The following is a 26278-nucleotide window of genomic DNA, read 5'->3' as shown; positions in this document are numbered from 1 at the left end:
GGGCTTTGGTGGGCTATTGAGAGGGGAGGTTGAATTGATAATTAATAATATTTATGGCCATTTTTTTCGATTTTCATATGTTCTTTTGTTGGTTTTTATGCTGTTAATGCAGCCTTTTATTTGGACACAAAAAAACGAGGCTCATGCGGGAAATAGTGGGGCAGACGCAAAGACTGTGTCACCCCAATGGACGACCGAGGAGATCACCGGCGCTTGGGAGGTGGTTTCACGTGTGTATGTGACCTTGCTGGAAGAGGATACGGCCGCCCCAGATTTTGTTGCTGATATTCAGGCATTAAATACCTCGCTGGCAGAGAAAAGGATTATCGAGCGCTTTTCGGATGCAGTATATAACCACTTTGATTCCGAGGTAGAAGGTGAAAATATTATTTATGATCAATCCGCTGATGCGCTATTTGTGTATCACACTGGTGACCCTGTGATTTACCAGTTCACATTTGCGCAATACCAGAATGATGCTCTAGGTGATGGCGCTCATGACAGTCAATGGGCACATGTGGAAACAACCACTCAAGCGCATGATCCTATTTTAGGTTTTGAGGTAGAGCAGGTTCGTTATTGGGATGAGCAAGACGACGATGAGAGCATCGCAGAGGTGCTGTATTGGGTGAGCTCTGAGCTACCTTCGTGGTTTTATCAACTCAAAGGCTTGGGTGTGTCAGGGTATGCGTTAAAACAGTCAAGTAGCATGTCTATAGAGGGGCACCAATTACGAGTTAATAAAGAGGCCATCAGTATCCGTCCCATCGATTCTGCTGCGTTATTACGTGCTCCTGAGGATAGTTTTAATGTGGTTCTTTGGGAGGAGGTGCGCGAGGAAAAGATGGCAGAGCGGCATACTTATGACCTACCTATGCCTGATAAGCAAGGTGCGGCACAAGAAAATGCGGAGATTTCAGCGAATCGGGATGATAAAGCCGAGGCGTCATTAACGGAAGTAGAGCGTCAGCAGGCTGGCTTTCTAGAGATGCTAATGGCGAGTAGCCCCAAGGCGTATGATGCCGTGTCCGTTTTTCAGGGTGGGTTGGCTCGTGTGGAGCAAGCTGGGAAGACCTTTTATATTAATACGCAGGGCGAGCGTCTGTTCGATCATCAATTAGATACTGTGCTGACTGCTCAGCAAAGAGGCTGCTATCAGTTGAACTCTTTTGATGAGGGTGTCATAGCGCACTATTTAGTGGCGCGTGATCAAAAAATGGGGTTGGTAGATCCGCATACGGGACAATGGTTGATAGAGGCTGACTATGATTATTTGGAAAAAAGACCCTGCCAAATATTAAAGTCTTATAAAGATGGGCTGGTGGGCTTATTTTCTTTCGAAGGTAAGGAGTTGGTCCCTACTAAATATCAGGATGTACGGTCATTTGGGTTCCAAAATTTTTTTGCTGTACAACAAAAGGGGCAGTGGGGCGTTTATGAAGGGGGCTCACGAGAGCTCGTGATTCCTACCAAATTTGATCAGATCAGTTATTGCGGGGGGTGTGGTTCAAAGCCGGAATACTTTTATGCCAAAAAGGACGGCCACTGGGGGCTGGTAGGGTTTGACGGGCAGCTATGGCTGCCCTTTGAGTATGAATTTCCTCAGCATCGTTTTATGCGTGGTGATCAGTGGGTGGTAAATTTGCAGCGTGATGGGCAAGAATTGTTGATTCATTTAGGTACAGGAACACATTATTTTAATAAGGATTACGATGACGTTCTTGTGTTAAATGACTTTATGGCCCTTAAAAAAGGGGGACGCTTTGCCTTGTTTAATAGGGCTGGTCAGCAACTCACGGATTTTGAATTAACGGGGGTTTACGAGCTTGATAATTATTCCGGTCAAAATCTCTATATAGAGGTGGCAAAGGAGGACAAGCGCGCAATTCTGGATGCATCAGGTGCTGATGTCGTGCCTTGGCAGCGGGCGGAGTACATCAGCCGCTTAAGACAGGATTATTTCCTTGTTCACCATAATAAGAAGGGCCAGGTAGAACTGCGTGATTTAAGCGGGACGGTATTAGTGCCAGCACAATATGATGGTTATAGTATTGAAGCCCGCAAGGACGAATCCAATGAATGGGTAGATACCAATGTACTCAAAGTACACAAAGGAAAATTACGTGGTTGGTATTTCGCGGATGAGGGGGTTTTAGTTGAGCCCACATTTGACAATATTCGTTATTGGGCGCCAGAGCACGCCGAGCATCCCTATATTTTGGTAGAGAAGGGTGGGATGAGCGGACTTTATAAGCTTGATGGCACAGAGGTGCTCCCACCGGTATATGACTCATTAAGTTTACAGCTGCCAGAGCTACTGTCTTTTAAGCAAGACAGCGGTTATGGCTTGATTAATATACGTACTGGCAAAGAGTTAGTTCCACCTCGCTATGCATGGATTGACCCTGTCAAAACGGATAAGATCATGCTTTTACGACTCCCTTATGAGCAACAGAAAGAAGGAGAAAGCCTTTATCATTGGTGGGATGCTGCGCAGCAAAAGATGATTGAGTTACCGTTTAAAGAGTACGAGCCGCTGGCCCAAGAGGGGCTGTGGGCGGTATTCAAAGATGAGAAAAGCTTCTTATATGATGCACAGGCACAGAAAATCATCAGTGCGCCTTATGATCTTATTGGTGACGCAAGCAATGGTTTGATCATTGTAGAAAATGACGATAAATTTGGCGTGATCAATGACAAAGGAAAAGAGATTTTTCCGCTGGATTATGATCTGGCCTTACGAAATGATTCGGGGTTTATCGCGTTGTCTCGGCAAAATAAAAAACGTTTCTGGGAAACGATTTATCTACGCCCCGATGGTGAGCCTATTTTTTCAGATCCTATTATGACATGGTCTTCGCCGGACTCCTACGAAGCCCCGTTGATTCGTGCTGCTGAACAGGAGATTATTGTTGGTGCTTATGACCCTGTACGGCGTAATGATTCTTTTGGGATATACGATTGGCAAGGCACCGAGCGGTTAGCGCCTGAGTATAAAACCCTGTTTTTATATAATGATGTGCCCAGATATGGTGCAATTAAAAAAAACCATGTAGGGCTGTTTGATGATCAGCGCAATGAGGTGTTGCCAGTAGTGGCTCATGCCAGGATAGCCTTTGATGAAAAGGAATTTTAGGTTATTAAGTAGTAAGCAACTGGTCGTGAAATATAGTTAGACACAGCTCTGATTTCAAATTAAACCTTGTTACTTGTAAAGCATAGGATGTCTTATGACCTAAAATAGGGTATGGCTATGTTAAGAACCATGATGCTAGAGGAAATAAGGATAGAGTTAACGTGCAGTTTTTACTTCTAAGGGGGAAGGCTAGCTCTCATCTGTTTTGTTCGTTCACACATGAATAGCAACGGAACTGTGGTAATCCCGTACTGGAGAGACTGATGTAGAGATTGAAAACTTGACCCTGTGAGCTTTGGTCAACTCAGTTTTTGGGGGGCAGTATATGCATGTAAATATTGAGTTTTTGGCTGATCGTACTCTGATCACTTTTAAGGGAGGGGAGGTTACGGATGATCTGATTGGTATAGTCAACGGGATAGCTGCAGGGCGTTATTGTTTTGAAGCCAGTGTGCTACTGTCGTCTGAGTTTTCTGATTATATGACGCTAGTGAAGAATTATCATGGTGATAAGTTTGGTATTGAAGTTAGCAATACCATTGAGCCATATATCTTTTGGGGTAGGGTGAAGGACGGCTCTATCCGGTCAACTGTTGGGGAGCCTTTACAGAAGACGTGGAGTAGGTTTATTGAGGCATTGGATGCCTTGACGCCAGAGGATAAACAGGCTTTGGAAGAAGTCTTTGATGATATACAAAAAAGTAGGAAGGTTTATTGCAGTGAGTGTAAAAAACTGTTGTCTGAACATTAACCAGCTAGAGATTGGCTAATGTATTAAAGGTTATTTTACTCTGCGGGTGTGTCTTACAGGAGAAAGCTATGACTACATCATGCGTTACAGCAAAAGGCCAGAACTTACACCAATTCTGTACAAGGGAGTAGATTTCATGCAGAGTACAAATTGTTCATTCTATTTCTAATACATATAAAACGAAATTACTGCTCAACTTCAGTTGGATTCTGGAGAAAAACGATCATGAGTATCGCAATGGAGCACGACATTGAACGCTGGACGGCGAAGCGTAAAAGTGCGTCGCTGAAAGACCTTCAGGAAGCTTACGGCGAAGCGATGCTGGGTCATTACAATCATTTACAGTGCCGATATATGCTATCTGCGTACCTGCATAATGATCAAGAAACAGAGGTAGCGTGTGCAGAGCAGGCTTATTTAGACGTTGGGAAAATCTTGTCAGACCATTTTACATACCATGCTGCAGATTGCACCTGAATAATATAAGCAAGCGCTATCAATAGTGCTGCTTCAGCGCCAGCATCGCCAAAAGCTGTCATGGCTAGAGCCAGTGCTATAGATAAATTACGCATCACGGTGCCATACACTAATGCGATACCATCACCACGATGTAAATAACGGCGGGCAATCACGGTGCTAATGACATAGTTTAATGTGTAAAGAATAAGCACTGGAATGAGGATAGCGATAATAAGTGTAGGAGAACGTATTAAATCGTTAGCTTTAATGGCCATAGCTACAAAGACAATACCTAAGACCCCTAAAGTAGAAAAGCGTGGAAATTTAGGGCCTAGGTGTTGCTGGAAATGAGCTTGTCCATAACGTTTGATAAGTAGATAGCGCGTAAGCTGGCCGGCTAGTAAGGGTAGAGCAATAAAAAGAAGAATCTGCTTGAAAACGGCTCCGAGCTCCATCGGTATATGGGCTCCGAGTAAATACTGCACATACAAAGGGGTAAGAACTGAGCCAATAAAAAGGCCAATAATGGTAATTTGAATCGCTGCAGGAACATTGCCCTTAGCAAAACCAGTCCAAGAGATGGTCATGCCACTGGTGGGTAATAGCGCTGCTAATAATAAGCCTAACGCTAGTGTGGGTTGGTCAGTAAAAAAGAGCCTACCCAAGCCATAGGCGAGCGCTGGAATAATGATAAAGTTAATGCCTAAGGCCCAGCCTTGTACGTTAATCGTGTCGGTTTGTAAAAGCTGTTTAAGACGTATCCCTACCATCATGGGGTACACCATAAGTAGGGTTAATGGAGCAATCCATAGTTTAAGTGCGAGACTTTCGCTCAGTAGTCCCGTTATCAGCCCTAGCAGCATAACTAAAGGGATACTGAATCTCAGGTTTTGATTGAGCCATCCCACAAGTGTCATCATGTCTCTATCCTTAACATTATATAAATTTATATATTGTATAGTATATACTACAAAGAATGCGTTGATGCGGACATGTTTAAGTGACAATAGGGGCGATTTTAGTTCATATGGAAACTTAGATATTTCGGTAGCCACAGTGCAATGCCGCGAAAAACTATGGGTCTATGAAAGTGTAGTCGGTTTTGTGAATGCTACGGTGATGCTAATCGTTAAACTTATGACTATGGCTGTTTGCTGGAGCATGGCTATCTTAATTGCACCTCTAGGTCTTATTTATATTTTTATCATAGCCGTAGCGAATAAATATCTTTCGAATAATAACTATTTTAATATTTGTTTTCTTACAGCCCAAAGTGGTCAGCAGTATCTAATGCCAACTAGCGAGGCTTTTCCCACAATTTTGTGCGAATTTTGACGTGCTTAGAGAGGAGGGTTGTTTTTAGCTATTTTTCATTTTTTGATCTGGCTCACTCCTCCATATCCAGTTCCATTTACTTTATCTGTTTGCAGCCAAAGCGCTGATTCCGTAGACTTACCGTCAAGCGCACAGTTCATAACTAGAGACTTTTGCCGTTACGCGTCGTTTAAACTCACTAGGCGGTAGATTGCCCAGCGATTCATGAGGTCGCTCTTCGTTATAACTTATCATCCAGGCCCAACTTAGCTCCCGTACTTGCGTTAAGCAAGAGAACAGATGGGGGTCAAGGACTTCATTGCGGTAACTTTTATTAAAACGTTCAATATACGCGTTTTGATTGGGTTTGCCAGGTTCAATATAACGAATAGTCACTCCATTTTCCGCACACCACTGTGTAAACAACAATGAGGTCATTTCACTACCGTTGTCCACACGGATCATTTTGGGCAGGCCTCGCTCCGATTTGAGCTGCTCAAGAACACGTACCACTCTAGCAGCAGGAAGAGAGGTGTCTACAACGATATCCAGTGCTTCCCGCACACCCTCATCAAGGATATTGAGTACACGAAAACGGGTGCCGTTGTATAACGCATCACTCATAAAATCAAAGGTCCAACTGTAGTTCGCCTCTGCCGGAACGGCTAATGGCGCGGGGTTACGCTCGGGTAATCGTTTTTTAGTCCGTCGTTTTTGGTTCAAATTCATCGCACAATATATACGCCAGACACGTTTAAAATTCCACGGTTTTCCATCTAATCGCAATCGATAAAAGCATTTCCAGAAACCCCACCGTGAACGAGTGGGGTCGCTAAGGAGATCATTGAGCGCATCAATAATGGGCTGATCTCGCTCGAGGCGGCGCTGCACAGGATCGGGCCGGTACCAACTGCGACGAGGCAAGCGTGTCAAGCGACACGCTTGTGAGATAGACAGCGAGCCCGATTGCACTAGGTGCTGTGCCGCTTCTCGTCGTCGCTCCGGCGTTAAAGCTTTCCCAGTAAATCCTTGATCGCCGCATTTTCCAAGGCGAGCTCAGCATACATCTTTTTCAACTTCGCATTTTCTGCCTCAATATCGCGTAACCGTTTTAGGTCAGATGCCTCTAAACCGCCGTATTTGCTTTTCCATTGGTAATACGTGGCACTACTGATACCGTGCTCACGACAGATATCGGTCACTTTAGCCCCTTGTTCAGCCAGTTTTAAAATGCTAACGATTTGGGCTTCGGTAAATTTAGATCGTTTCATGATTTCCTCCATGTAAAGAATCATGGCAGAAATCTCTGGTTTTGGCTTGTGCCTTTTTAGGGTAAGTCTACGATTCAATTATAGGAGCTGTAGGATGACTCGTATAAATTTACAAGTGCCATTTTCTCAGAAGGATGAGGCTAAAGCATTAGGGGCTCGCTGGGATCCTGTTCAAAAAACTTGGTATATATCTACTGAAATGAATCTAGATCCATTTATGTGCTGGTTGCCGCAATCGCAGCCAATATCTAATTTAGACTCCCCAGAGTATTCAGTTAGAGCACCACATTACTTTATTATTAAGTCGCAGACAGGGTGTTGGCGTTGTAAAGAAATAACTTCAGTTTTTTCTTTTTTACTCCCGCCTGAATATGAATATTATGAGAGTGAGGATGAGGATATTGGTTATTGGACTTCCCCAGGTGGTTTTAGTATTACTTCAATGGTCGATGGCTTAGCAGTTTCAGTAATAAGTCATATGCAAAAACTGACGAAAAAATATAGTATTGCTTACAGTAAAAAAGCCGGTGTTCGCTATTATATGAATCATTGTGAGCATTGTAATGCAACACAAGGAGATTTCTATTTGCATAATGAACCTGGGGGCGCTTTTTTTCCAATTGATCAGTGGGATGCCCAGCGTATAAGTATTTATCCAGTAGATTCTCCATTTATGGGTAATTGTGATTTGGGTTTTCACTCGGAAGATTATTTTTATGAGTCAATGAGGATAATTGAATTTTTCTAATTTAGGCTTAAATTTATCTTCAGGCCGGTATTCAGCTGGGGCGGTGGCAGGATAAGACTCTATGGCTTTATTACAGTAGTCAGAGTCGTACTAGTTATGACCAGCTAAAAAAGTAATGATGCGAGGTTGTTTACAAAAAATACGTTTTGTTGAGAAATTTTCAGAATGATGGGGGTTATAAGCATGTAATTAGTTTATATAAAGACATAACATGAAAATAACTCATGTTGTTTTGAGAAAGTATCGCCATCTTTAACCTCTAAACCGCCTATGATGGAGATCTTCGATGTTTACGCCATGCTGCGGCATGGCGATGTTTTTTTTAGAGGTTTTACATGTCTTTGTTTCGGTCTTTGCCCCCTTTTCGTGCGGATGTTGTTGGTAGTTATTTGCGCCCGGCAGCGCTTAAAAAAGCGCGTCATGATTTTGAGAAAGGGATGATGTCGGCGCAAGCATTACGGGCAGAGGAAGACAAAGCCATCCGTTATTCCGTAGAGCGTCAATGTGCTTGTGGTTTGCAAGTGGTGACAGACGGAGAGTTTAGACGTACATGGTGGCACTTTGATTTTTTTGATGGCCTAGAGGGTGTAGAGCGTTATGACACACAAGAAGGCATTCAATTCTCTGGGGTGCAGACAAAATCGCATAATGTACGGGTCACCGGCAAGGTACGGTTTGGGGATCACCCCATGTTGCAAGATTTTGCGTTTTTGCAGTCTTTACAGACGGGCGCGACGCCAAAGATGACGATTCCAAGCCCCAGTGTGCTGCATTTTCGTGGTGGGCGAGATGTGGTCAGCCCTGATATTTATCCAAATTTGGACGATTTTTTTGATGACTTGGTGCAGACCTATAGAGACGCGTTAGCGGCTTTTTATGCAGCGGGCTGTCGTTATCTGCAATTAGATGACACGGTATGGGGTTATTTATGTTCTGAAGAGCAAAAGCAGCTCGTGCGAGAGCGGGGGGATGATCCCGACGTGCTCGCTAAAACGTATGCCGATGTACTAAATCGAGTCCTAGAGGGCAAGCCAGAAGATTTAGTGGTGGGGTTGCATGTGTGTCGGGGTAATTTCCGTTCGACATGGATTTCTTCGGGGGGCTACGAGCCTGTTGCTGAGTTGCTGTTTGGCTCAGTGAATGTGGACGCTTTTTTCTTAGAATATGATAACGATCGTTCGGGAGATTTTCGGCCCTTGCGCTTTATTAAGCCAGGTCATCAGCAAGTGGTTTTAGGTTTGGTGACGACGAAGACGGGTGAATTAGAAGACAAAGCGCTCATTAAAGCTCGTATCCAGGAGGCTGCACAATATGTGCCGTTGGAGCAGTTATGTTTAAGCCCACAGTGTGGATTTTCTTCTACCGAAGAGGGTAATAACATCAGTGAAGCCGAACAAGAAGCAAAACTGCGTTTTGTGGTGGAGATTGCACGCGAGGTGTGGGGTGAGCCACAGCAGGCGCTATGAGCAAGACGGCTTTTGCTTCTGACCTTAGCCTGCGTCAACGCTTAGATACCGCATCGATGGGGCGTTTGCAGTGGCGAGCCATCGCTTTATGCTTTTTAATCAATGCGATAGACGGCATTGATGTGTTGGTGATGGCTTTTACTGCCTCAGCGGTGGCCAGCGATTGGGACTTGAATCCCGTGGTTTTGGGGTGGTTATTATCCGCTGGCATTATTGGTATGACCTTGGGTTCTGTGTTTTTGACGCCGCTTTCGGATCGTTGGGGGCGGCGCCCCATGGTGCTAGGGAGTCTGGCGGCAGCCGGCGCCTTTATGGTGGCCACGGAGTGGGTACAAGATCCATGGACGCTAGGCATGCTTCGCTTGCTGACCGGTGTAGGCATTGGTTGTAGCATTGTGAATGCCAATGTGTTAACGAGTGAGTATGCAAATGCGCGTTGGCGTGCCCTAGCAATTGGTTTGCAGTCGGTGGGTTTTGCGCTGGGAGCGACCCTAGGTGGGATGCTAGCGGCCTATTTGCTTAAGCGAGGGGCGTGGCAACATGTGTTCGTTTGGGGTGGGTTTCTGACGTGGGGTGCGGCCGTATTAGTGGCATTGGGTTTGCCTGAGTCGTTGGATCAATTGCTCCAAGGTCGGAAAAAAGGGGATGTGCAACGTGCGCAGCAATTATTGCAGCGCATGGGGCATGGTCATTTTTCTGTGGAAATACAGACCACTGTAAGGCCCAAGCCTAGTGCATTGCAGGCATTGCAGCTATTATGGGCGCCGGGAGCCGTGCGCACATGGTTGTTAGGCGGGAGCTTTTTTACTTTGATGTTCAGCTTTTATTTTGTAACAAGCTGGACCCCAAAACTACTGGAGCAAGCCGGGCTATCCGCTGAAAAAGGGGTGGCCGGAGGTGTGCTTTTGCATGTGGGCGGTATGCTTGGCGCATTAGCTTTAGGGGTTTTAGCGAGTCGGTGGCAATTACAACGCGTAGCGCAGTCATTAATGGTATTGGGTGCGGTGGCGCTTTGTGTGGTCATACCTGCTACCGGATGGTCTTTGCCCATTGCTATTTTGCTAGGGGTGGCGATTGGTTTTTTAATCAATGGCTCTATTGCGGGCTTATATGCCACCGCTCCTCAAAGCTTTGAAGCGGCCACACGTAGCTCTGGGGTTGGAATAGTCTTGGCCTTTGCCCGTTTAGGGGGAATGGCATCGCCCGTTGTCGCTGGGCATTTGCTGCAAGCGAACTGGTCCGTGGCGAGCCTATATTGGTTATACGCGGGTACTCTGTTGGTAGCAGCGCTATTTTTGCAAGGTTTTTTAGCGCAGCAACGAGAAGCACGTGGCCCATTACGTGAGGATGGGCTCGTCTTGCTTAAAGAATAGACGACTGGATATTGGTTTAAGCCATGCTTGGCTGCCTACGTGTAGTCCTAATTCGTGAAAGCGGTGCTTGCTGAGTTCGGCATGCACCGCTTTATTGTTGTATAGGGTGCGCAGTATCAGTCGTACATTAGGGTTGGTTGAGTGCTGGAAAGTATCGTTTACAGCTCCAAACGTGCTGGTGTTGTAATACGGAAAGGGGTAAAACAGATCGAATGGGTAGAAATGAATACCGAATCTACGTTAAGCTTACAGATCACTTTTAAAAGGAGCGTTCCATGCAACAAGCCTCTGCAAGTCATATTTTGGTTAACACTGAAGCCCAAGCTCTAGAGTTAAAAACAGCGATTGAAAATGGTGCTGATTTTGCTCAGCTTGCCCGTGAAAACTCAAGCTGCCCTTCTTCTCAACAAGGTGGTGCATTAGGCACATTTGGTCGTGGTCAAATGGTGCCCGAGTTTGATCAGGTGGTATTTAGCGCCCCAGTAGGCGAGGTCCAAGGCCCTGTGAAAACGCAGTTTGGTTATCACTTGGTTTTAGTGACCGGTCGGAATGACTAAGCCAAGATCATGGTTTATAAAAAGCCGCTCTTTGTATAAATGAGCGGCTTTTTTCATTACGCAGTGCTATGTTTTTGCATAATGGATGTTGGTTATCCTAGGAACTAGTCTAGTTTCAAGTTATAAGGAATCACTACGTGATAAGGCGCATGGATATATGTTTAGTTTTACTTTTTTAGGAACTGGCGATTCAGCACAGGTGCCCGTGTATAACTGTTCATGCGCGGCATGCACACGCGCGCGTGCGCAGGTTTCTTTCCGACGCCGCCCCAGCAGCGCTATGTTAACGATCGATGACAAAAAATGGCTGATTGATAGTGGCCGAACGGATTTGAGGGAGTTATTTCCCCCGCCTAGTTTAGCGGGAATATTACAAACCCATTATCATGCGGATCATGCCCAGGGGTTATTGACCCTGCGCTGGGGGCTGGGTATAACCATACCCGTCTGGGGACCAGAGGATCCAGTGGGTTTTGCGGATTTATATAAGCACCCTGGTATTTTGGATTTTTCGGCAACGTGGCAGCCTTTTGAAACCCGTCAGATTGCGTCGCTACGCATCACAGCAGTGCCGTTGAACCATTCACGCCCTTGTTTTGGTTATGTGATTCAAAGCCCTGATAAAACCTTGGCTTATTTAACCGATACAGTGGGCTTGCCCACCGCCACCCAACAGTTTTTATCCCAACTGGTGTTGGATGACTGTATTGTGGATTGCTCTTTTGCGCCTCGGGCTCAGCCACATCGCAATCACAATGACGTGAATACAGCATTAGCAATGTATGCGTCGCTTTCTATACGTCGTCTTTTTTTTACTCATATTGGACATGAGCTAGACAACTGGCTGATGCAGCATGGACACACGTTGCCGGATTATGTGCATATTGCACAAGATAATATGGTGCTGAACTAAAAAGAGCAGCCGGAGCTGCTCGGGAACCCAAGGGGGTTAAGCATAAAAGTCTCTGGGGGCGTCTTGTACTGGAGTAACGACCCCCGTGCGTACCACAAAGTCACCAAAACACTCCTGATCTTGGCGCTCGTGCGCCCATCGTTCAATGAGTGGCGCTAAAATGGTCAAAATTTCAGCGGTAGTGATATTTTCTTTATATAGACGAGGGATGCGTGTGCCAATGCGGTTGCCGCCTAAATGCAAGTTATAGCGTCCGATTGCTTTACCGACTAAGCCGACTTCCGCTAACATGGCGCGCCCACATCCATTAGGACAGCCTGTAATGCGTAACACAATAGATTCCTTGGCTAAACCATTCTTGGCTAATAGGGCATCGATGTCATCAATAAAAGCAGGAAGTAAGCGTTCCGCTTCGGCCATAGCCAACGGGCAGGTCGGAAAAGATACACAGGCCATTGATTGTTGGCGTTGCGGGCTGATGCGATCATCCATTAAGCCATGAGCGCGGGCAATGGCTTCGATGGTGGCTTTATTTTCTGGGGCAACATTGGCCACAATCAGGTTTTGGTTGGCTGTGAGTCTAAAATCACCTTGGTGCATGGAAGCAATGGCGGCCACGCCGGTTTTAAGAGGACGATCAGGGTAATCGAGCAGTCGTCCATTTTCAATAAACAACGTCAGGTGCCACAGCCCATCGCTGCCTTGTAGCCAGCCGATTTTGTCACCACGCTCGGTAAATTGATAAGGGCGGATCGGCGCAAAAGCGATCCCCATGCGGCGCTCTACTTCGGCTTTGAAGGTGTCTAAGCCAACGCGCTCTAGGGTATAGCGTGTTTTTGCTGCTTTACGGTCGTGACGGTTACCCCAGTCTCTTTGGGTGGTGACAACGGCGGCCGCCGCTTCAAGCGTATGGGATAGTGGGATAAAGCCGAGTTCTTTTGCCGTATTTGGATAGGTAGCGGTATTGCCATGTTCCATGGACAAGCCGCCTCCTACTAAGACGTTGAAGCCAACCAGCTGGCCATTTTCAGCGATAGCTACAAAAGCTAAGTCATTGGCATGTAAATCCACATCGTTTTGTGGGGGGATAACCACGCAGGTTTTGAATTTACGGGGTAAATAAGTATCCCCTAAAATCGGCTCGACCTCGTCTTCTGTGCTATGAAGTTTCTCGCCATCAAGCCAAATTTCTGCATAGGCTCGGGTTTTAGGAAGCAAGTGTTCAGAGATTTTTTTTGCCCACTCATACGCTTGCTGATGCAGCTCGGATTCGACAGGGTTAGAAGTGCAGAGTACGTTGCGGTTCACATCGCCAGCTGTTGCGATAGAATCCAGCCCTAAATGGTGGAGCCATTGATGCATGGGCTTAATATCATCTTTAAGCACACCATGAAATTGAAAGGTTTGACGGTTCGTGAGACGAATACTGCCATAAAGCGTATGCTCACTTGCAAAACGATCAATGCCTAACCATTGCTTTGGGGTGATGATACCGCCAGGTAAGCGACAGCGGAGCATCACGTTTTTCAGCGGTTCAAGTTTTTGCTCTAGGCGCTCGACACGTAGGTCGCGGTCATCTTGCTCATACATGCCGTGAAAGCGAATGAGCTGAAAATTATCACCAGTAAAGCCGCCTGTTAATTCATTGTTTAAATCCTCGACAATGGTGCCACGTAAATGGCGACTTTGTTTTTTAAGGCGTTCGTTATCGGATAACGGTAGCGTGGACTCAGAAGAAGAAAAAGATTGACTCATAATGGACTCTTAGTAAACATCACGTTGATAACGACCGTTGTCGCGTAGCTCATCGAGATACTGCTCTGACTGTTCGCTATTGAGCTGGCCTTCGTGTGCGATGACAAGCAATAACGCTTGCTCGACCTCTTTGGCCATTTGATTGGCATTGCCACAGACATATACATGGGCTCCTTGACTGAGCCACTGCCAGAGTTCTGCGCTTTCTGCACGGATTTTGTCTTGTACGTAGACTTTTTGTTGAGGGTTTTGGCGCGACCAAGCCAGACTGGCTTTATGCAGGAAACCTAGTTGGTGCCAACGTTGCCATTCGCTTTGATACAGAAAGTCATCTGTGAATTTTTGATTACCAAAAATGAGCCATGCTCGGCCTTGTGCTTGATCTTGTTCGCGCTGTTGCATAAAGGCGCGATAAGGTGCAATCCCCGTGCCGGCACCAATCATGATAATGGGGGTGTTTGGATCATGAGGTAAGCGGAATCGAGGGTTCGGCTCAATGAATATGGGAAGGGTATCGCCTTCTTCCAATTGAGCGCATAAATAGTCTGAACAAACACCACGGTAGTGTTTTTGTTGATGCGTATACTCCACTACTCCTAAGGTAATATGCACCTCGGCTCCAACCTCTGCTTGCGCGGAAGCAATGGAGTACATGCGTGGGCTAAGTGGTCGTAAAAATGCGAACCATTGTTGGGGATCAATGGTGGCGGGGTAAGCTTGAATCATCGCGTATAAAGGGGTGGCGCTCGCGTAGTGTTGAGCTTTTTCGGGATGCTCTACCAGTGCGATTAGTTCAGGGTGTTGACTGATTTGTGCCCATTTTTTTACTAAAGCTACACTGTTTTGGGTCAGTTCAACATGATGCGTCAACGCTTCGATTAAGGGCAAAGATTGTCCTGACTTTAGCTGTACTAAGGCTTCGGCTTTAAAGTCAAAGAGGGCTAAAAAATCCTGTACCAAATCGGTATTATTTGTAGGGAGTATGCCTAAACTATCACCTGGGCTGTATTGTATTCCCGAGTCACCTAAGTCAATTTCTACATGCAGGGTGGTTTTGTTGGCTTGGCGAGCAGTGATTTTTTGTTTTTGAATGAGCTCAGCCAGATAAGGGCGCGTTCTATCATAGGTCTTTGAGGCTGGTACTATCTGTACAGCGGGGTTGGATACAGCTGGCGTTTCATTATGCAATAGCTCTGATAAGCAGGCATGCAGTTGTTCTTGCCATTGGGCAATCGAGTCCTCATAATCGATGTCGTTATCCAACCGAGGTAAAAGGCGCTTCGCACCCAAGGCCTCAAGGCGTTGATCCCATTTTTTACTTGCCTCACAAAACAAAGGATAGGAGCTGTCACCTAAGCCCACCACAGCAAAAGAAAGATGCGCTAGGTTGGGAGCACGCTTACCGAATAGGTATTTAGAAAAAGAAATGGCTTCCTCGGGGAACTCGCCCTCGCCTTGCGTGGAGCTGACAAAAATCACAATGTCTTCTTCGGTGATTTGTTTGTTTTTGTAGTCACCCAAGCGGTAATGCTGCAAGCGCACAGGTAAAGATTGCAACGACTCATGTAAACGCTCGGCGACACGGTTAGCGTTGCCGGTTTGGGAGGCGGATAAAATCGTCACGGTACGCGTGGTTGTAGCCGTTGCCGTTGAGGCCTGATCTAGGTCGGCGCTGAAAGACTGCAGTCCGTCAACTTTGGATTTGGCCCAGCAATAACCGGATAGCCAAGCGAGTTCCTTAGTGCTTAACTGGTCTATGTTCTGAATAAGTTCAGTGGATACGATCATGGTTATAGCTATCCCAGTTGTTCGATCATGCCCGCCGCGACGGTGCGGTGGCTGATATCATCAATCAAAATAAATGCGCCAGTCGCTTTGTTATCAAGGTAGCGATTAGCGGCAATGGGTTGTTGTAAAAGCAGTTGGACTTTAGCCATATCATTCATTTGTAATGGTCTAGCGGCAGGTTTTTCTTTTAGTTCGTGTAGATCCAAAACGCTAGCTATACCGCTAATTTTGGCGTAGACGGTTTTAGTCGTGTGCTTTAGCCAATATTTGCGAGCTGGGTTTAATGGCTGATCGTCAAACCAGCAAAGCGAAGCATGGATATGTTGATGGTTTTGGACGGGGTGCTCCACGGCAACAAGGGTATCGCCTCGAGAAATATCGAGCTCATCTTGTAAAGTGATGGTTAGGACTTCGCCCGGTTGTGCTTGTTCTTGTTGACCATGGATGCCATAAATGGCTGCGATAGTGCTGCGTTGTTGGCTTGGTAGCAGGCGTATCGTTTGTCCTACTTGCAGCTGGCCTTGTTCTAAACGGCCTTGGTAGCCACGAAAATCGTCTTTGGCACTGCCGTCCTGACGCGCTACGCGTTGTATAGGAAAAAGCGCAAGGCCAGGGTCAGGTTGGGCTGTGTCTGTAATAGGGAGCGTATTAAGGAGTGTGAGCAAACTCGGGCCGTCATACCAAGGCATGTTGGTACTGGAATGCACAATATTGTCCCCATGCAGGGCTGAAATGGGCACAAAATGCACAGCAGTGAGCTGAAGCTGTTTGGCGAGTTGTGTATACGCGTTTTGGATGGCTGTAAAGGCCGCTGCATCGTAATGTAATAAGTCGAGCTTATTGATGGCCACAATGATATGCGGGCAGGCCAATCGCTTTAAAAGCACACTATGACGTATGGTTTGCGGTAATAAGCGTACCGGCTGTTGCTGTAAATCTAAGCGGGAAGCATCAATTAAGACAATCGCGGCATCAGCTGTAGATGCCCCTGTAACCATATTACGCGTGTATTGTTCATGTCCAGGGGTATCAGCCAAAATGAACTTACGTTCAGGGGTACTGAAATACCGATACGCGACATCAATCGTGATGCCCTGCTCTCTTTCTGCGGCAAGCCCATCTGTCAGCAGCGCAAAATCCAATGGCGCTTGGTCTGTATGGTGATATGAATTGGATTTAAGCTGTTCAATGTGGTCACTTAATAAAACATGGCTGTCATAAAGCAGGCGGCCAATTAGTGTGGATTTACCATCATCGACGCTGCCAGCGGTGATAAAACGGAATACCGTTGGGGTTTGATTTGTCATCGTGAGTCCTTGGCATGAGGCAAATTAAAAATAACCAGCGCGTTTGCGCTCTTCCATTGCTGCTTCCGATGCGCGGTCATCTAAACGCGTGGCGCGCCGCTCGGATAGGGTGGCTTGGGCGGTTTCCAAGATAATTTCTGCAGCGGTTTTGGCTTGGCTTGGGACGGGGCACGTGCAGCTGATATCGCCAACAGTTCTAAAGCGAACAGAGCGTTGCTGACTGATTTCTTTGGGCTGTTTTGGGGTAAGTGGGGTAACGGGAACCAGCAAACCATTACGCTCTACGACCTCACGTTCATGCGCATAGTAAATGCTGGGCAAAGCGAGCTGCTCGCGTTCTATGTATTGCCAGATATCTAGTTCAGTCCAATTAGATATAGGAAAAACACGCATGTTTTCATTGGGATGTAAGCGCGTGTTATATAAAGACCAGAGTTCAGGGCGTTGGTTTTTGGGATCCCACTGTCCAAACTGGTCTCTAAAAGAAAAAATACGCTCTTTAGCGCGGGCTTTTTCTTCATCACGGCGTGCGCCGCCCATCAGTGCATCAAATTGATATTGTTCAATGGCTTCTAATAGGGTGACGGCTTGAGCAGCGTTGCGTGAATCATTGTCATGGCGTAAGACAACGGTGCCACGCTGAATGGAGTCTTCCACATGCGCAACGATGAGTTCAGCACCCGTACGCGCTACGATTTCGTCTCTAAAAGCAATGACCTCGGGGTAGTTATGCCCTGTATCCACATGTAGAAGCCGAAAGGGTAACTGCAAGGGTCGGTTAGGTAAGGCAAAGGCTTTGCAAGCTAAGGCAAAAAGCACAACCGAGTCTTTGCCCCCAGAAAAGAGTAAGGCGGGGTTTTTTGTTTCAGCAATGGTTTCCCGAATAATATAAATGGACTCCGCCTCGAGCCAGTCCAGATGACGGTTCACAATAGCAGCCATAAAAGCACACTCAACACATAAATAAAAATTAAGAGAGGGAGGACGTGGGGTTAGCGTGTAAGCCACACTCTTTACTGTCTTGACTTTCCCACCACCAACGCCCAGCACGCAGGTCTTCGCCTTGGCGTATGGGCTTGGTACATGGCTCACAGCCGATGCTGGGCATGCCGTGGTGATACAACGGGTGGATAGGAATAGAATGGGCATGGATATAGGCCCACACCTGTTCGTGCGTCCAGTCAGCCAGGGGATTGAATTTTTCTAAGTTGTGAGCAGTATCCCACTCGCGCTGAGGTAACTGTTGACGAGTGGGAGATTGCTCCCGTCGTTGCCCTGTAATCCATGCTGTTTTATGAGCTAGGGCGCGTTGTAATGGCTCGATTTTGCGAGCAAAACAACAGGCTTTGCGTACGCTCAATGATTGATAAATATCAAGAAAGTCGTGTGTGGTTTCAAAGTCTTGTAACGACTGGGGTAAAGGTTGATAAACAGCAAAAGTCAAGTGATCGTAGTGTTTTTTTACGATATCGAGATAGCTCAAAGCTTCGGTATGGAGTTTGCCTGTATCGAGTACGATGATTTCAATAGGTAGTTGTAATTGGGCAATAGCATGTGTTAGCACCATATCCTCGACAGCCAAGCTATTGGCAAGCACAACCTTTTTGTGCTGTTGGGCAATTTGGCTTAGTTGCTGTTCCAAATTTTGGATCAAAGGTGGTAGTGATACCGATTGGGTGATCGTAGTAGGTGGAATTTGCCACAATTGGATAGGGATAAATGAACTCATGGCTTGCTCAACAAAAATCAAGAATGACTTTCTATGCTAGCCATGAAGTCGTCCCAAAGGGAAAGAAGCAATTGCTCTTTTTATATGCCTATGAGGGTTATGTAAATATAGCTAAAAGGTGTATGCGTTTCATGTTTTTACACGCTAAGTCCTTATAGCTAAAAGGAAAATACATACAAGGATTTGATGTTTGGTTTTTATGAGACGGCCTCTAAGATAAAAAAGTTAGCTTTTTTACATCAAAGACGTTATGGATTATTTTCCTTTGTATGCCAATCTAAAACAGCGCCCAGTTTTAGTGGTTGGAGCCGGCGAGGTGGCTTTTAGAAAAATTGAGCTACTACGGCAGGCGGGGGCGCAGGTTCGTGTGATCGCAGCAAAGGTGGGAGCCGCGGTACAACAGTTGCTTGAGCAAAATCAGGTGCAGTGGCTGAAAGCCCATTTTGAGCCAAGTGATGTGGAGCAAGCGGTTTTAACGATCGCAGCGACAGACGATGCCCTGCTAAATCAAGCGGTGCATGATGCTTGTGTGCAACGACATCGTTTAGTGAATGTGGTCGATAATCCCGCATTATGTACCTTTATTGTGCCGGCGATTGTGGATCGTTCCCCAGTTCAGGTCGCCATCAGTACGGGTGGCACAGCACCTGTTTTAGCGCGACAGTTACGCCAGAAAATAGAACAAGCCTTACCACCGGTATTGGCCCCTATGGCGACGTTGGCAGGGCAATATCGTTCTCGGGTCAAAGCTGTACTTACACAAGCGACTGCGCGTCGCAGCTTTTGGGAAAAGTTGTTTGCAGACCCGATTTTTACCGAAGCCCTGAGCGCACAGCGAGCGCAGCACGCAGAGCAGCGTTTACAGCAGTTGCTTCACACCCAGATCGATACGACCTTAATCGGCCAAGTCACCTTAGTAGGTGCTGGGCCTGGGGATAGCGGGTTGTTAACACTGGCCGGATTTCAAGCTTTGCAGGCGGCGGATGTGGTGTTATATGACGCGCTGGTGGGCAAAGACGTATTAGCTTTTATACGACGTGATGCACAGCGTATTGCCGTGGGTAAACGCGCCCATGCGCATCAGGTTGATCAAGCCACGACGAATCAGCTATTGATTCAGTATGCTCAGCAAGGCTTGCGTGTGGTGCGTTTAAAGGGCGGGGATCCGTTTGTATTTGGGCGTGGTGCCGAGGAGTTAGAAGCGCTCAAAGCTGCGGGGGTGAGTTATCGTGTTGTGCCGGGTATTACTGCCGCGCTGGGGGCGACCGCGTATGCGGGCATTCCCCTGACCCATCGCTTATATGCTCAGGCGGCATTATTTATTACTGGTCATTGTCGCGCTGAGGGTGATGACATTGATTGGTCTTGCTTGGCACGACAGCGGCAAACTTTAGTGATTTATATGGGGACTTTAAAAGCGACTGAGATCAGCACGCAGCTAATAGCTCATGGTAAAGCTTCCACAACCCCTGTGGCTATTATTAGCCAGGGGACCCTAGCAGAGCAGCAGATTCAGGTGGGGACACTAGCCACATTGCCCGCCTTAGCACAACAGGCAGAGCGGCCCGCATTAATTGTAGTGGGGGAAGTGGTGCAGTTGCAGGCCTCATTGCAGTGGTTTTCCTAAGGTTTTCTTGAGCGTAACGGTGTCATCGCTTAATCTATAGAATTTCGCGTTATATGCCGTGATAGTGTCATGAGGTTTTGGCACACTGGCATGGATCGCCTTTTTTATTGCTAGAAAGAGAAAACCATGGATTTACCTTATCATCAGCTAACGATGACAATTTTAATGACCCCAGATACCGCTAATTTTTCGGGGAATGTTCATGGGGGTACGATTCTAAAGCTTTTGGATCAGGTCGCCTATGCCTGTGCTAGCCGTTATGCGAATCGTTATGTGGTGACATTGAGTGTAGATCAAGTCACGTTTAGACAGCCGGTTCATGTGGGTGAGCTGGTTACCTTTTTAGCCAGTGTGAACTATACGGGGACTTCCTCCATGGAGGTCGGTATTAAAGTGATTGCAGAAGACATTCGACATCGTGTGGTGCGCCATGTGAATAGCTGCTTTTTTACCATGGTGGCGGTGGATGACGAGGGCAAGCCTACCGAGGTAAAACCGTTAACGCCCACCACACCTGATGAGATTCGGCGCTTTAAAGCCGCCCAAATTCGGCGTCAGTTGCGTAAAGAAATGGAGCAACGCCAAATGGAAATTTTGGCGTCGCATAAACGCGATGAAGCGGTATAACTAGCCCATTTTACGCAGGGTCAAAATCTGTTCACTGCGCCCAAATGGCCCATGAATATCATGCAATATGGCGCTGGTTAGACCAATACCGTCAGTGCCGTATTGCTGCACGGTTTCCAAACCCAGCCAGCGGCCGCTTGGATAGCGGTAAAGGTGGATTTGTAAATCCAGGTTCGGAAAGCTCCACGTAAAAGGATCCTCTTGGCGTACGGCTGTGCCGTTAGCGGTATCCACCATCCCCATCAGATGAACAAAATCACTTTTTTCTTGGCCTTCGACCATGGCTTTTTCATTGGAAAGCCACACAATGCCATGCCCAGCGCGATGATTTGGGTCCACTTTAACGATGAGGCTTTGAATATAACCACCTGGCCAGCGTGTCATCCCCTCCCATAAAGGTAGCTGGTCGGGGTGGGTAACTGGCTGGTCTTCCAGACCGGCAATCTCAGAGCTATCCGATGTACACATCCGCCATACACGCGCCACAATACATGTTTTGTTATTGGCTTGCATGGTGGATTCGATGAGTTCAATGGTTTTGCCTGGGCGAATAACACGTGTAGTGATAGAAAATTCACCGGCGGCAATTAAGCCAAAGATATCAAAACTAATTCTTCCGATACGCATGCCCTCGCGTGGCTGAAACTGCTCAAGCTCGGCGGCAATAATACCGCTAGCGGGAGCCATGTGTTGTTCATGTGGATTCCAGGCCCCTTGGGCATGTTGTGTGGAGCGATAAGTGGCGGTGACGACTCCTTGCTCGTCAATGTGTCTATCGATGAATTGGTAGTAAGCACTCATAATCAATTTGCCTCGTATTATTCTCTGTTTTCTCTATTTTTGATTTTTTAATGTAGCACTAATTTGTGAATCGGGTGGGGTAGCGCTGATATTAACGATAAAATAAGCCCTATTTTAGTGTTAACACGGCATGTGCCTGTGGAAATGTCACACCCGTGACAAGGTTTTAATTTTTCATTTATTGAGTATGTGCGAGGTTTGTGCATCGTCCAGCTATTGCCTAAGCACTCTAGTGCGATGTGGCGGGAAGGGGTAAAAAATGGACATAATCAGTACGCCGATCACCGTGATGTTTGTGATCTATATTTTGGCAATGTTGTTGATCGGCTGGTTAGGCTATAGGTCAACGCAAGACTTGTCAGACTACATTTTAGGGGGGCGTAAGCTCGGGGCTTTTGTGGTGGCTTTAGCCGCAGGCGCGTCAGACATGAGTGGTTGGCTGTTAATGGGTCTGCCTGGCGAGGTGTATGACACAGGGTTGTCCGCTTCATGGATTGCGATAGGGTTAATCATTGGTGCCTATTTTAATTGGCGCTTGGTGGCGGCGCGTTTACGCGTTTATACCGAACGCTCTGGGGATGCGCTGACGTTGCCAGATTATTTTTCCAATCGCTTTCAGGATAGGTCTAATGTATTGCGTATCGTTTCAGCGATTGTGATCCTGCTGTTTTTTACCTTGTACTGCGCATCGGGCGTTGTAGCAGGGGCGCGTTTATTTGAAAGCATGTTTGGCATGTCTTATCCTGCGGCCCTGTGGCTCGGTGCTTTTTGTACGATTGCATATGTATTTATTGGCGGGTTTTTAGCTGTGAGTTGGACCGATACGGTCCAAGCCTCGCTCATGTTTACTGCATTGGTACTGATTCCTTTAATTGTGTTGCATCAGGTGGGCGGGCTTAACGAGGCCGTGACAGTAGCGCAGTCCGTACAGCCTGCTAGTGTGGATGTGTTATCAGGCGTATCTAAAGTTGGCGTGATTTCTGCCTTAGCGTGGGGCTTGGGGTATTTTGGGCAGCCTCATATTTTGGTGCGTTTTATGGCTGCGGATTCGGTGCAAACCATTCCCCATGCACGTCGAATTGGTATGACGTGGATGATTTTATGCTTAGGGGGGGCGGTGGCTGTTGGATTTTTTGGGATCGCGTATTTTGCGGCACACCCTGAACAGGCGGCAGGGGTCATCGCTAACCCCGAGCGTGTTTTTATTGAGTTTTCTATGCTGCTGTTTAACCCATGGATTGCAGGAATTTTATTGGCGGCGATTTTAGCAGCAGTGATGAGTACTTTATCGGCTCAGCTTTTGGTTTGTTCCAGCTCATTGACTCAAGATATTTATAAAACTTTTGTGCGTCGTCGTGCTAGCGATAAGGAGCTGGTATGGTTTGGACGATCTATGGTGTTGTTGGTAGCACTTATTGCGATCGCTCTAGCGTGGAATCCAGAGAGCCGGGTATTGGCAATGGTGAGTTATGCATGGGCGGGGTTTGGTGCTGCATTTGGTCCGGTGGTGTTGATGTCGTTGATGTGGCGTCGTATGACCCGAAATGGGGCGTTGGCGGGCATGATTGTCGGAGCGGTGGTGGTTTTGGTTTGGAACCACTTTAGTTGGTTTGGTATTTATGAAATTATTCCGGGGTTTTTATTTGGTGCGCTAGCGATTTATTTTGTGAGCCGCATGGGGAGAGAACCGGATGCTACGGTAACAGAGGTCTTTGATCAGGTAAAAACTGAATTAAGAGCGCTGTAATTGCATTTTGTTTTACGCGGCCTTTATGGCCGCTTTTTTTTTCCAGTGTATGATAGAAGTATGACGTCACACGCTGTAGTAGGCAGCGGCTTGTAGTTTGGGTCGGCTGAAACAAACAGCGTTCACCAACGAGCAAGGAGGTTTGTATGTCACATCCCAACAGCTTCAAAGCACGTGGCGAGCTAACAGTAGGCTCGCAGTCCTATCAAATTTTTCAGCTATCAGCCCTACAAGATCAAGGCTTAGACGTACACCGTTTGCCCTACGGTCTGAAAATCCTCCTCGAAAATTTATTGCGCACCGAAGACGGGGTTAATGTAACCGCGGATCATATTCGCTTTTTGGCGAACTGGGATCCCAGCGCGCAGCCTGACTATGAGATTGCTTTTAGCCCTGCTCGGGTCGTGTTGCAGGATTTCACTGGTGTACCGGCTGTGGTGGATTTGGCCGCAATGCGCGAAGCGATGGCGCAGTTAGGCGGAGACCCGAAACGGATTAATCCATTGGTGCCAGTAGAGCTGGTGATTGACCACTCCGTGATTGTGGATGATTTTGCGCATAATCAATCGTTTCAGCGTAACGTCGAGATTGAATATCAGCGTAATGTGGAGCGCTATCAGTTTTTGCGTTGGGGGCAAGAGGCTTTTGATAACTTTAAAGTGGTGCCACCGGGAACAGGGATCGTGCATCAGGTGAACCTAGAGCATCTGTCGCGTGTTGTTTTTACCAAAGAAGAGAACGGCACCGCCTATGCGTATCCTGATACCTGTGTGGGGACAGACTCGCACACACCGATGGTGAACGGCTTAGGTGTAGTTGCTTGGGGTGTTGGGGGTATTGAGGCCGAAGCCGCTATGCTGGGGCAACCCATTTCTATGTTGGTTCCACGTGTGGTGGGCTTTAAGCTTACGGGTTCTCTGCCCGAAGGGGTGACCGCAACGGATTTGGTTCTAACAATTACCGAGATGTTGCGCAAGCACGGCGTAGTAGGCAAGTTTGTGGAATTTTATGGTCCTGGGGTCAGCGCGGTGCCTTTAGCGAACCGTGCCACCATTGGTAATATGAGCCCAGAATACGGCTCCACCGTGTCTATGTTTCCCATTGATGAGGAAACCATACATTATTTACGCTTAACAGGGCGTAGCGAGGCGCAAATTGCTTTGGTCGAAGCCTATGCCAAAGCACAAGGGTTATGGCATGATCCCGACCATGAGCCTGTTTACTCTGAGCATTTAGAACTAGACTTGGCCTCTATTGTGCCATCCATTGCTGGACCAAAGCGTCCGCAGGATCGTGTGCCGCTTAGTTCGGCACAACCTGCTTTTAGAAAGGAGCTAGCTCAATTAGAAAAACAGCAAAGTGCTGCAGATTACGATGAGGCGCTTAAAGAATCTTTCCCGGCTTCAGATGTGCCAGCACATGACCAGCCTAAGAAAAAAAATACCGAAGCTCTTGTGCAAAGTGAAGACGGCCAGACCTACACCTTAAAAGACGGGGCCGTGGTCATTGCAGCGATTACCTCATGTACCAATACCTCTAACCCCAGCGTTATGATCGCCGCCGCGCTGGTTGCGAAAAAAGCGCATGAAAAAGGCTTAACGCGTAAGCCTTGGGTCAAAACCAGCTTGGCACCGGGCTCGCGTGTGGTGACCGATTACTATGAGCGTGCTGGGCTGACCCCGTATTTAGATGCTTTAGGTTTTAATTTAGTGGGTTACGGATGTACTACTTGTATCGGGAATTCGGGCCCGTTGATCCCCGAAGTGGCCGCTGCGATTGATGCGAATGATATGACCGTGGTTTCGGTGCTATCAGGCAACCGTAACTTTGAGGGACGTATTCACCCGCAAGTAAAGATGAATTATTTAATGTCACCCCCTTTAGTGGTGGCATATGCGATTGCGGGCACTATGGATATCGATCTACAAAATGATGTCTTAGCCACAGATGCGCAAGGTAATCCGGTTTACTTGAAAGACATTTGGCCAACGACAGAAGAAGTTCAAGCGGTCATAGAGCAGGCTATAACCGAGGATATGTATCGCCGCGGCTATCAAGATGTGTTCGCGGGGGATGAGCGTTGGCAGCAGCTTCCTACACCAGAAAGCGAGCAGTTTCATTGGGATCCACAGTCTACTTATGTGCGTCACCCCCCTTATTTTGAACAAATGCGTGCCCAGCCAGAGCCAGTGGCAGATATTGAAAACGCACGCGTGCTGGCTAAGCTGGGTGATTCGGTCACAACTGACCACATTAGCCCAGCGGGAGCGATTGTGCCCATGACGCCTGCTGCCATGTATTTAACTGAGCATGGCATAGAGCCCAAAGACTTTAACTCCTATGGTTCGCGTCGTGGTAACCACGAGGTCATGATCCGAGGCACTTTTGCTAATGTGCGCTTGCGTAACCAGCTAGCACCCGGTACCGAGGGCGGATATACCCGAGACTTTACCCAAGAGGGGGCACCCATCACGACTATTTATGATGCGTCACGCCATTATCTTGCGCAGCAAGTGCCTTTGGTGATTTTGGCGGGTAAAGAATACGGGTCGGGGTCCTCGCGCGATTGGGCGGCTAAAGGTACGATGTTGTTAGGGGTGAAAGCGGTGATTGCCGAGTCCTATGAGCGTATCCACCGTTCGAATTTACTGGGTATGGGGGTTTTACCTTTGCAGTTTCCCGAGGGACAGAATGCTCAAACACTAGGATTACTTGGTGACGAAGTATTTAGTATTACTGGTGTGACCGCACTGAATCACGGGCAGATTCCTAAAACGGTGCAGGTGAAGGCCGGAGACATAAGCTTTGAGGCGATTGTGCGTATTGATACGCCATCCGAGGCAGAGTATTTCCGTCACGGAGGGATTATGCAATATGTTTTACGTAGTTTGATGTAAACCACTAAAGGG

At 47.2% G+C, this 26278-nt stretch carries 19 protein-coding genes; 11 read left to right on the top strand and 8 right to left on the bottom strand.

The window, feature by feature from the left end:
• Positions 1–97 precede the first annotated feature (97 nt).
• Positions 98–3136, top strand: coding sequence for a WG repeat-containing protein (locus ABD980_RS07905; RefSeq protein ID WP_345370822.1), 3039 nt, complete (start codon positions 98–100; stop codon positions 3134–3136).
• Between the two features lie 325 nt (positions 3137–3461).
• Entirely contained in the window at positions 3462–3887 is a 426-nt protein-coding gene (locus ABD980_RS07900) for a hypothetical protein (RefSeq protein ID WP_300648206.1), read from the top strand.
• Between the two features lie 413 nt (positions 3888–4300).
• On the opposite strand, the gene ABD980_RS07895 is transcribed toward ABD980_RS07900, so the two are convergent.
• Complete coding sequence (locus ABD980_RS07895; RefSeq protein ID WP_345370820.1) at positions 4301–5266, bottom strand: arsenic resistance protein; 966 nt, start codon at positions 5264–5266, stop codon at positions 4301–4303.
• A gap of 538 nt (positions 5267–5804) precedes the next feature.
• Positions 5805–6931, bottom strand: a protein-coding gene (locus tag ABD980_RS07890) for an IS3 family transposase (RefSeq protein WP_377536097.1) whose coding sequence is annotated in 2 segments (ribosomal slippage) — positions 5805–6673 and positions 6673–6931 — 1128 coding nt in all. Because the reading frame shifts where the segments join, the coding sequence is not laid out codon by codon here.
• Between the two features lie 94 nt (positions 6932–7025).
• Between ABD980_RS07890 and ABD980_RS07885 the strand changes: the two genes are divergently transcribed.
• From ABD980_RS07885 to phnP, 5 genes are all read left to right on the top strand, one after another.
• Entirely contained in the window at positions 7026–7679 is a 654-nt protein-coding gene (locus tag ABD980_RS07885) for a DUF5710 domain-containing protein (RefSeq protein WP_300648210.1), read from the top strand.
• 335 nt (positions 7680–8014) lie between these two features.
• The gene (locus ABD980_RS07880; RefSeq protein WP_345370817.1) at positions 8015–9145 is read left to right on the top strand and encodes a cobalamin-independent methionine synthase II family protein; all 1131 of its coding nucleotides are present in this window, start codon (positions 8015–8017) and stop codon (positions 9143–9145) included.
• Positions 9142–10518, top strand: coding sequence for an MFS transporter (locus tag ABD980_RS07875; RefSeq protein WP_345370815.1), 1377 nt, complete (start codon positions 9142–9144; stop codon positions 10516–10518). The genes ABD980_RS07880 and ABD980_RS07875 overlap by 4 nt, the downstream gene beginning before the upstream one ends.
• Positions 10519–10793: 275 nt before the next feature.
• On the top strand, positions 10794–11075 hold the full coding sequence (locus ABD980_RS07870; protein ID WP_260650320.1) for a peptidylprolyl isomerase: 282 nt from the start codon (positions 10794–10796) through the stop codon (positions 11073–11075).
• A 157-nt stretch (positions 11076–11232) separates the two neighbouring features.
• On the top strand, positions 11233–11988 hold the full coding sequence (gene phnP / locus ABD980_RS07865) for a phosphonate metabolism protein PhnP (protein WP_345370812.1): 756 nt from the start codon (positions 11233–11235) through the stop codon (positions 11986–11988).
• A 36-nt stretch (positions 11989–12024) separates the two neighbouring features.
• On the opposite strand, the gene cysI is transcribed toward phnP, so the two are convergent.
• From cysI to ABD980_RS07840, 5 genes are read right to left on the bottom strand one after another with little or no spacing between them, the layout of a single operon-like run.
• Complete coding sequence (cysI, locus tag ABD980_RS07860) at positions 12025–13743, bottom strand: assimilatory sulfite reductase (NADPH) hemoprotein subunit (protein WP_345370810.1); 1719 nt, start codon at positions 13741–13743, stop codon at positions 12025–12027.
• A gap of 9 nt (positions 13744–13752) precedes the next feature.
• Positions 13753–15531, bottom strand: coding sequence for an assimilatory sulfite reductase (NADPH) flavoprotein subunit (locus ABD980_RS07855; protein WP_345370808.1), 1779 nt, complete (start codon positions 15529–15531; stop codon positions 13753–13755).
• A gap of 8 nt (positions 15532–15539) precedes the next feature.
• On the bottom strand, positions 15540–16838 hold the full coding sequence (locus ABD980_RS07850; RefSeq protein WP_345370806.1) for a sulfate adenylyltransferase subunit 1: 1299 nt from the start codon (positions 16836–16838) through the stop codon (positions 15540–15542).
• Positions 16839–16862: 24 nt separating this feature from the next.
• Positions 16863–17780 carry a sulfate adenylyltransferase subunit CysD gene (gene cysD / locus ABD980_RS07845; RefSeq protein WP_345370804.1) on the bottom strand — a complete coding sequence of 306 codons (918 nt, stop codon included), beginning with the start codon at positions 17778–17780 and terminating at the stop codon, positions 16863–16865.
• Positions 17781–17808: 28 nt separating this feature from the next.
• Positions 17809–18567 carry a phosphoadenylyl-sulfate reductase gene (locus tag ABD980_RS07840; RefSeq protein ID WP_345370802.1) on the bottom strand — a complete coding sequence of 253 codons (759 nt, stop codon included), beginning with the start codon at positions 18565–18567 and terminating at the stop codon, positions 17809–17811.
• Positions 18568–18817: 250 nt separating this feature from the next.
• Here ABD980_RS07840 and cysG point away from each other — a divergent pair, with 250 nt between their 5' ends.
• Both cysG and ABD980_RS07830 read left to right on the top strand, forming a co-directional pair.
• Positions 18818–20194: a siroheme synthase CysG gene (gene cysG / locus ABD980_RS07835; RefSeq protein WP_345370800.1), complete on the top strand. Its 1377-nt coding sequence runs from the start codon at positions 18818–18820 to the stop codon at positions 20192–20194.
• A gap of 126 nt (positions 20195–20320) precedes the next feature.
• Positions 20321–20821 (top strand): acyl-CoA thioesterase, encoded by a 501-nt coding sequence (locus ABD980_RS07830; protein WP_300646619.1) that lies wholly within the window; start codon positions 20321–20323, stop codon positions 20819–20821.
• Here the strand turns inward: ABD980_RS07830 and ABD980_RS07825 are convergent, their stop codons facing one another.
• Complete coding sequence (locus tag ABD980_RS07825) at positions 20822–21622, bottom strand: thioesterase family protein (RefSeq protein ID WP_260650311.1); 801 nt, start codon at positions 21620–21622, stop codon at positions 20822–20824. It lies immediately after the preceding gene.
• Positions 21623–21881: 259 nt separating this feature from the next.
• Here ABD980_RS07825 and putP point away from each other — a divergent pair, with 259 nt between their 5' ends.
• Together putP and acnA are read left to right on the top strand one after the other, a co-directional pair.
• A complete protein-coding gene (gene putP, locus ABD980_RS07820) occupies positions 21882–23369 on the top strand; it encodes a sodium/proline symporter PutP (RefSeq protein ID WP_345370797.1) in 1488 nt (495 codons plus the stop codon).
• A gap of 146 nt (positions 23370–23515) precedes the next feature.
• Entirely contained in the window at positions 23516–26266 is a 2751-nt protein-coding gene (gene acnA / locus ABD980_RS07815; protein ID WP_345370795.1) for an aconitate hydratase AcnA, read from the top strand.
• Positions 26267–26278: the final 12 nt, after the last annotated feature.

This window comes from Paenalcaligenes hermetiae (assembly GCF_039543645.1).
GTDB lineage: Bacteria > Pseudomonadota > Gammaproteobacteria > Burkholderiales > Burkholderiaceae_B > Paenalcaligenes > Paenalcaligenes hermetiae.
This window is presented reverse-complemented; position numbering and strand designations above follow the sequence as displayed.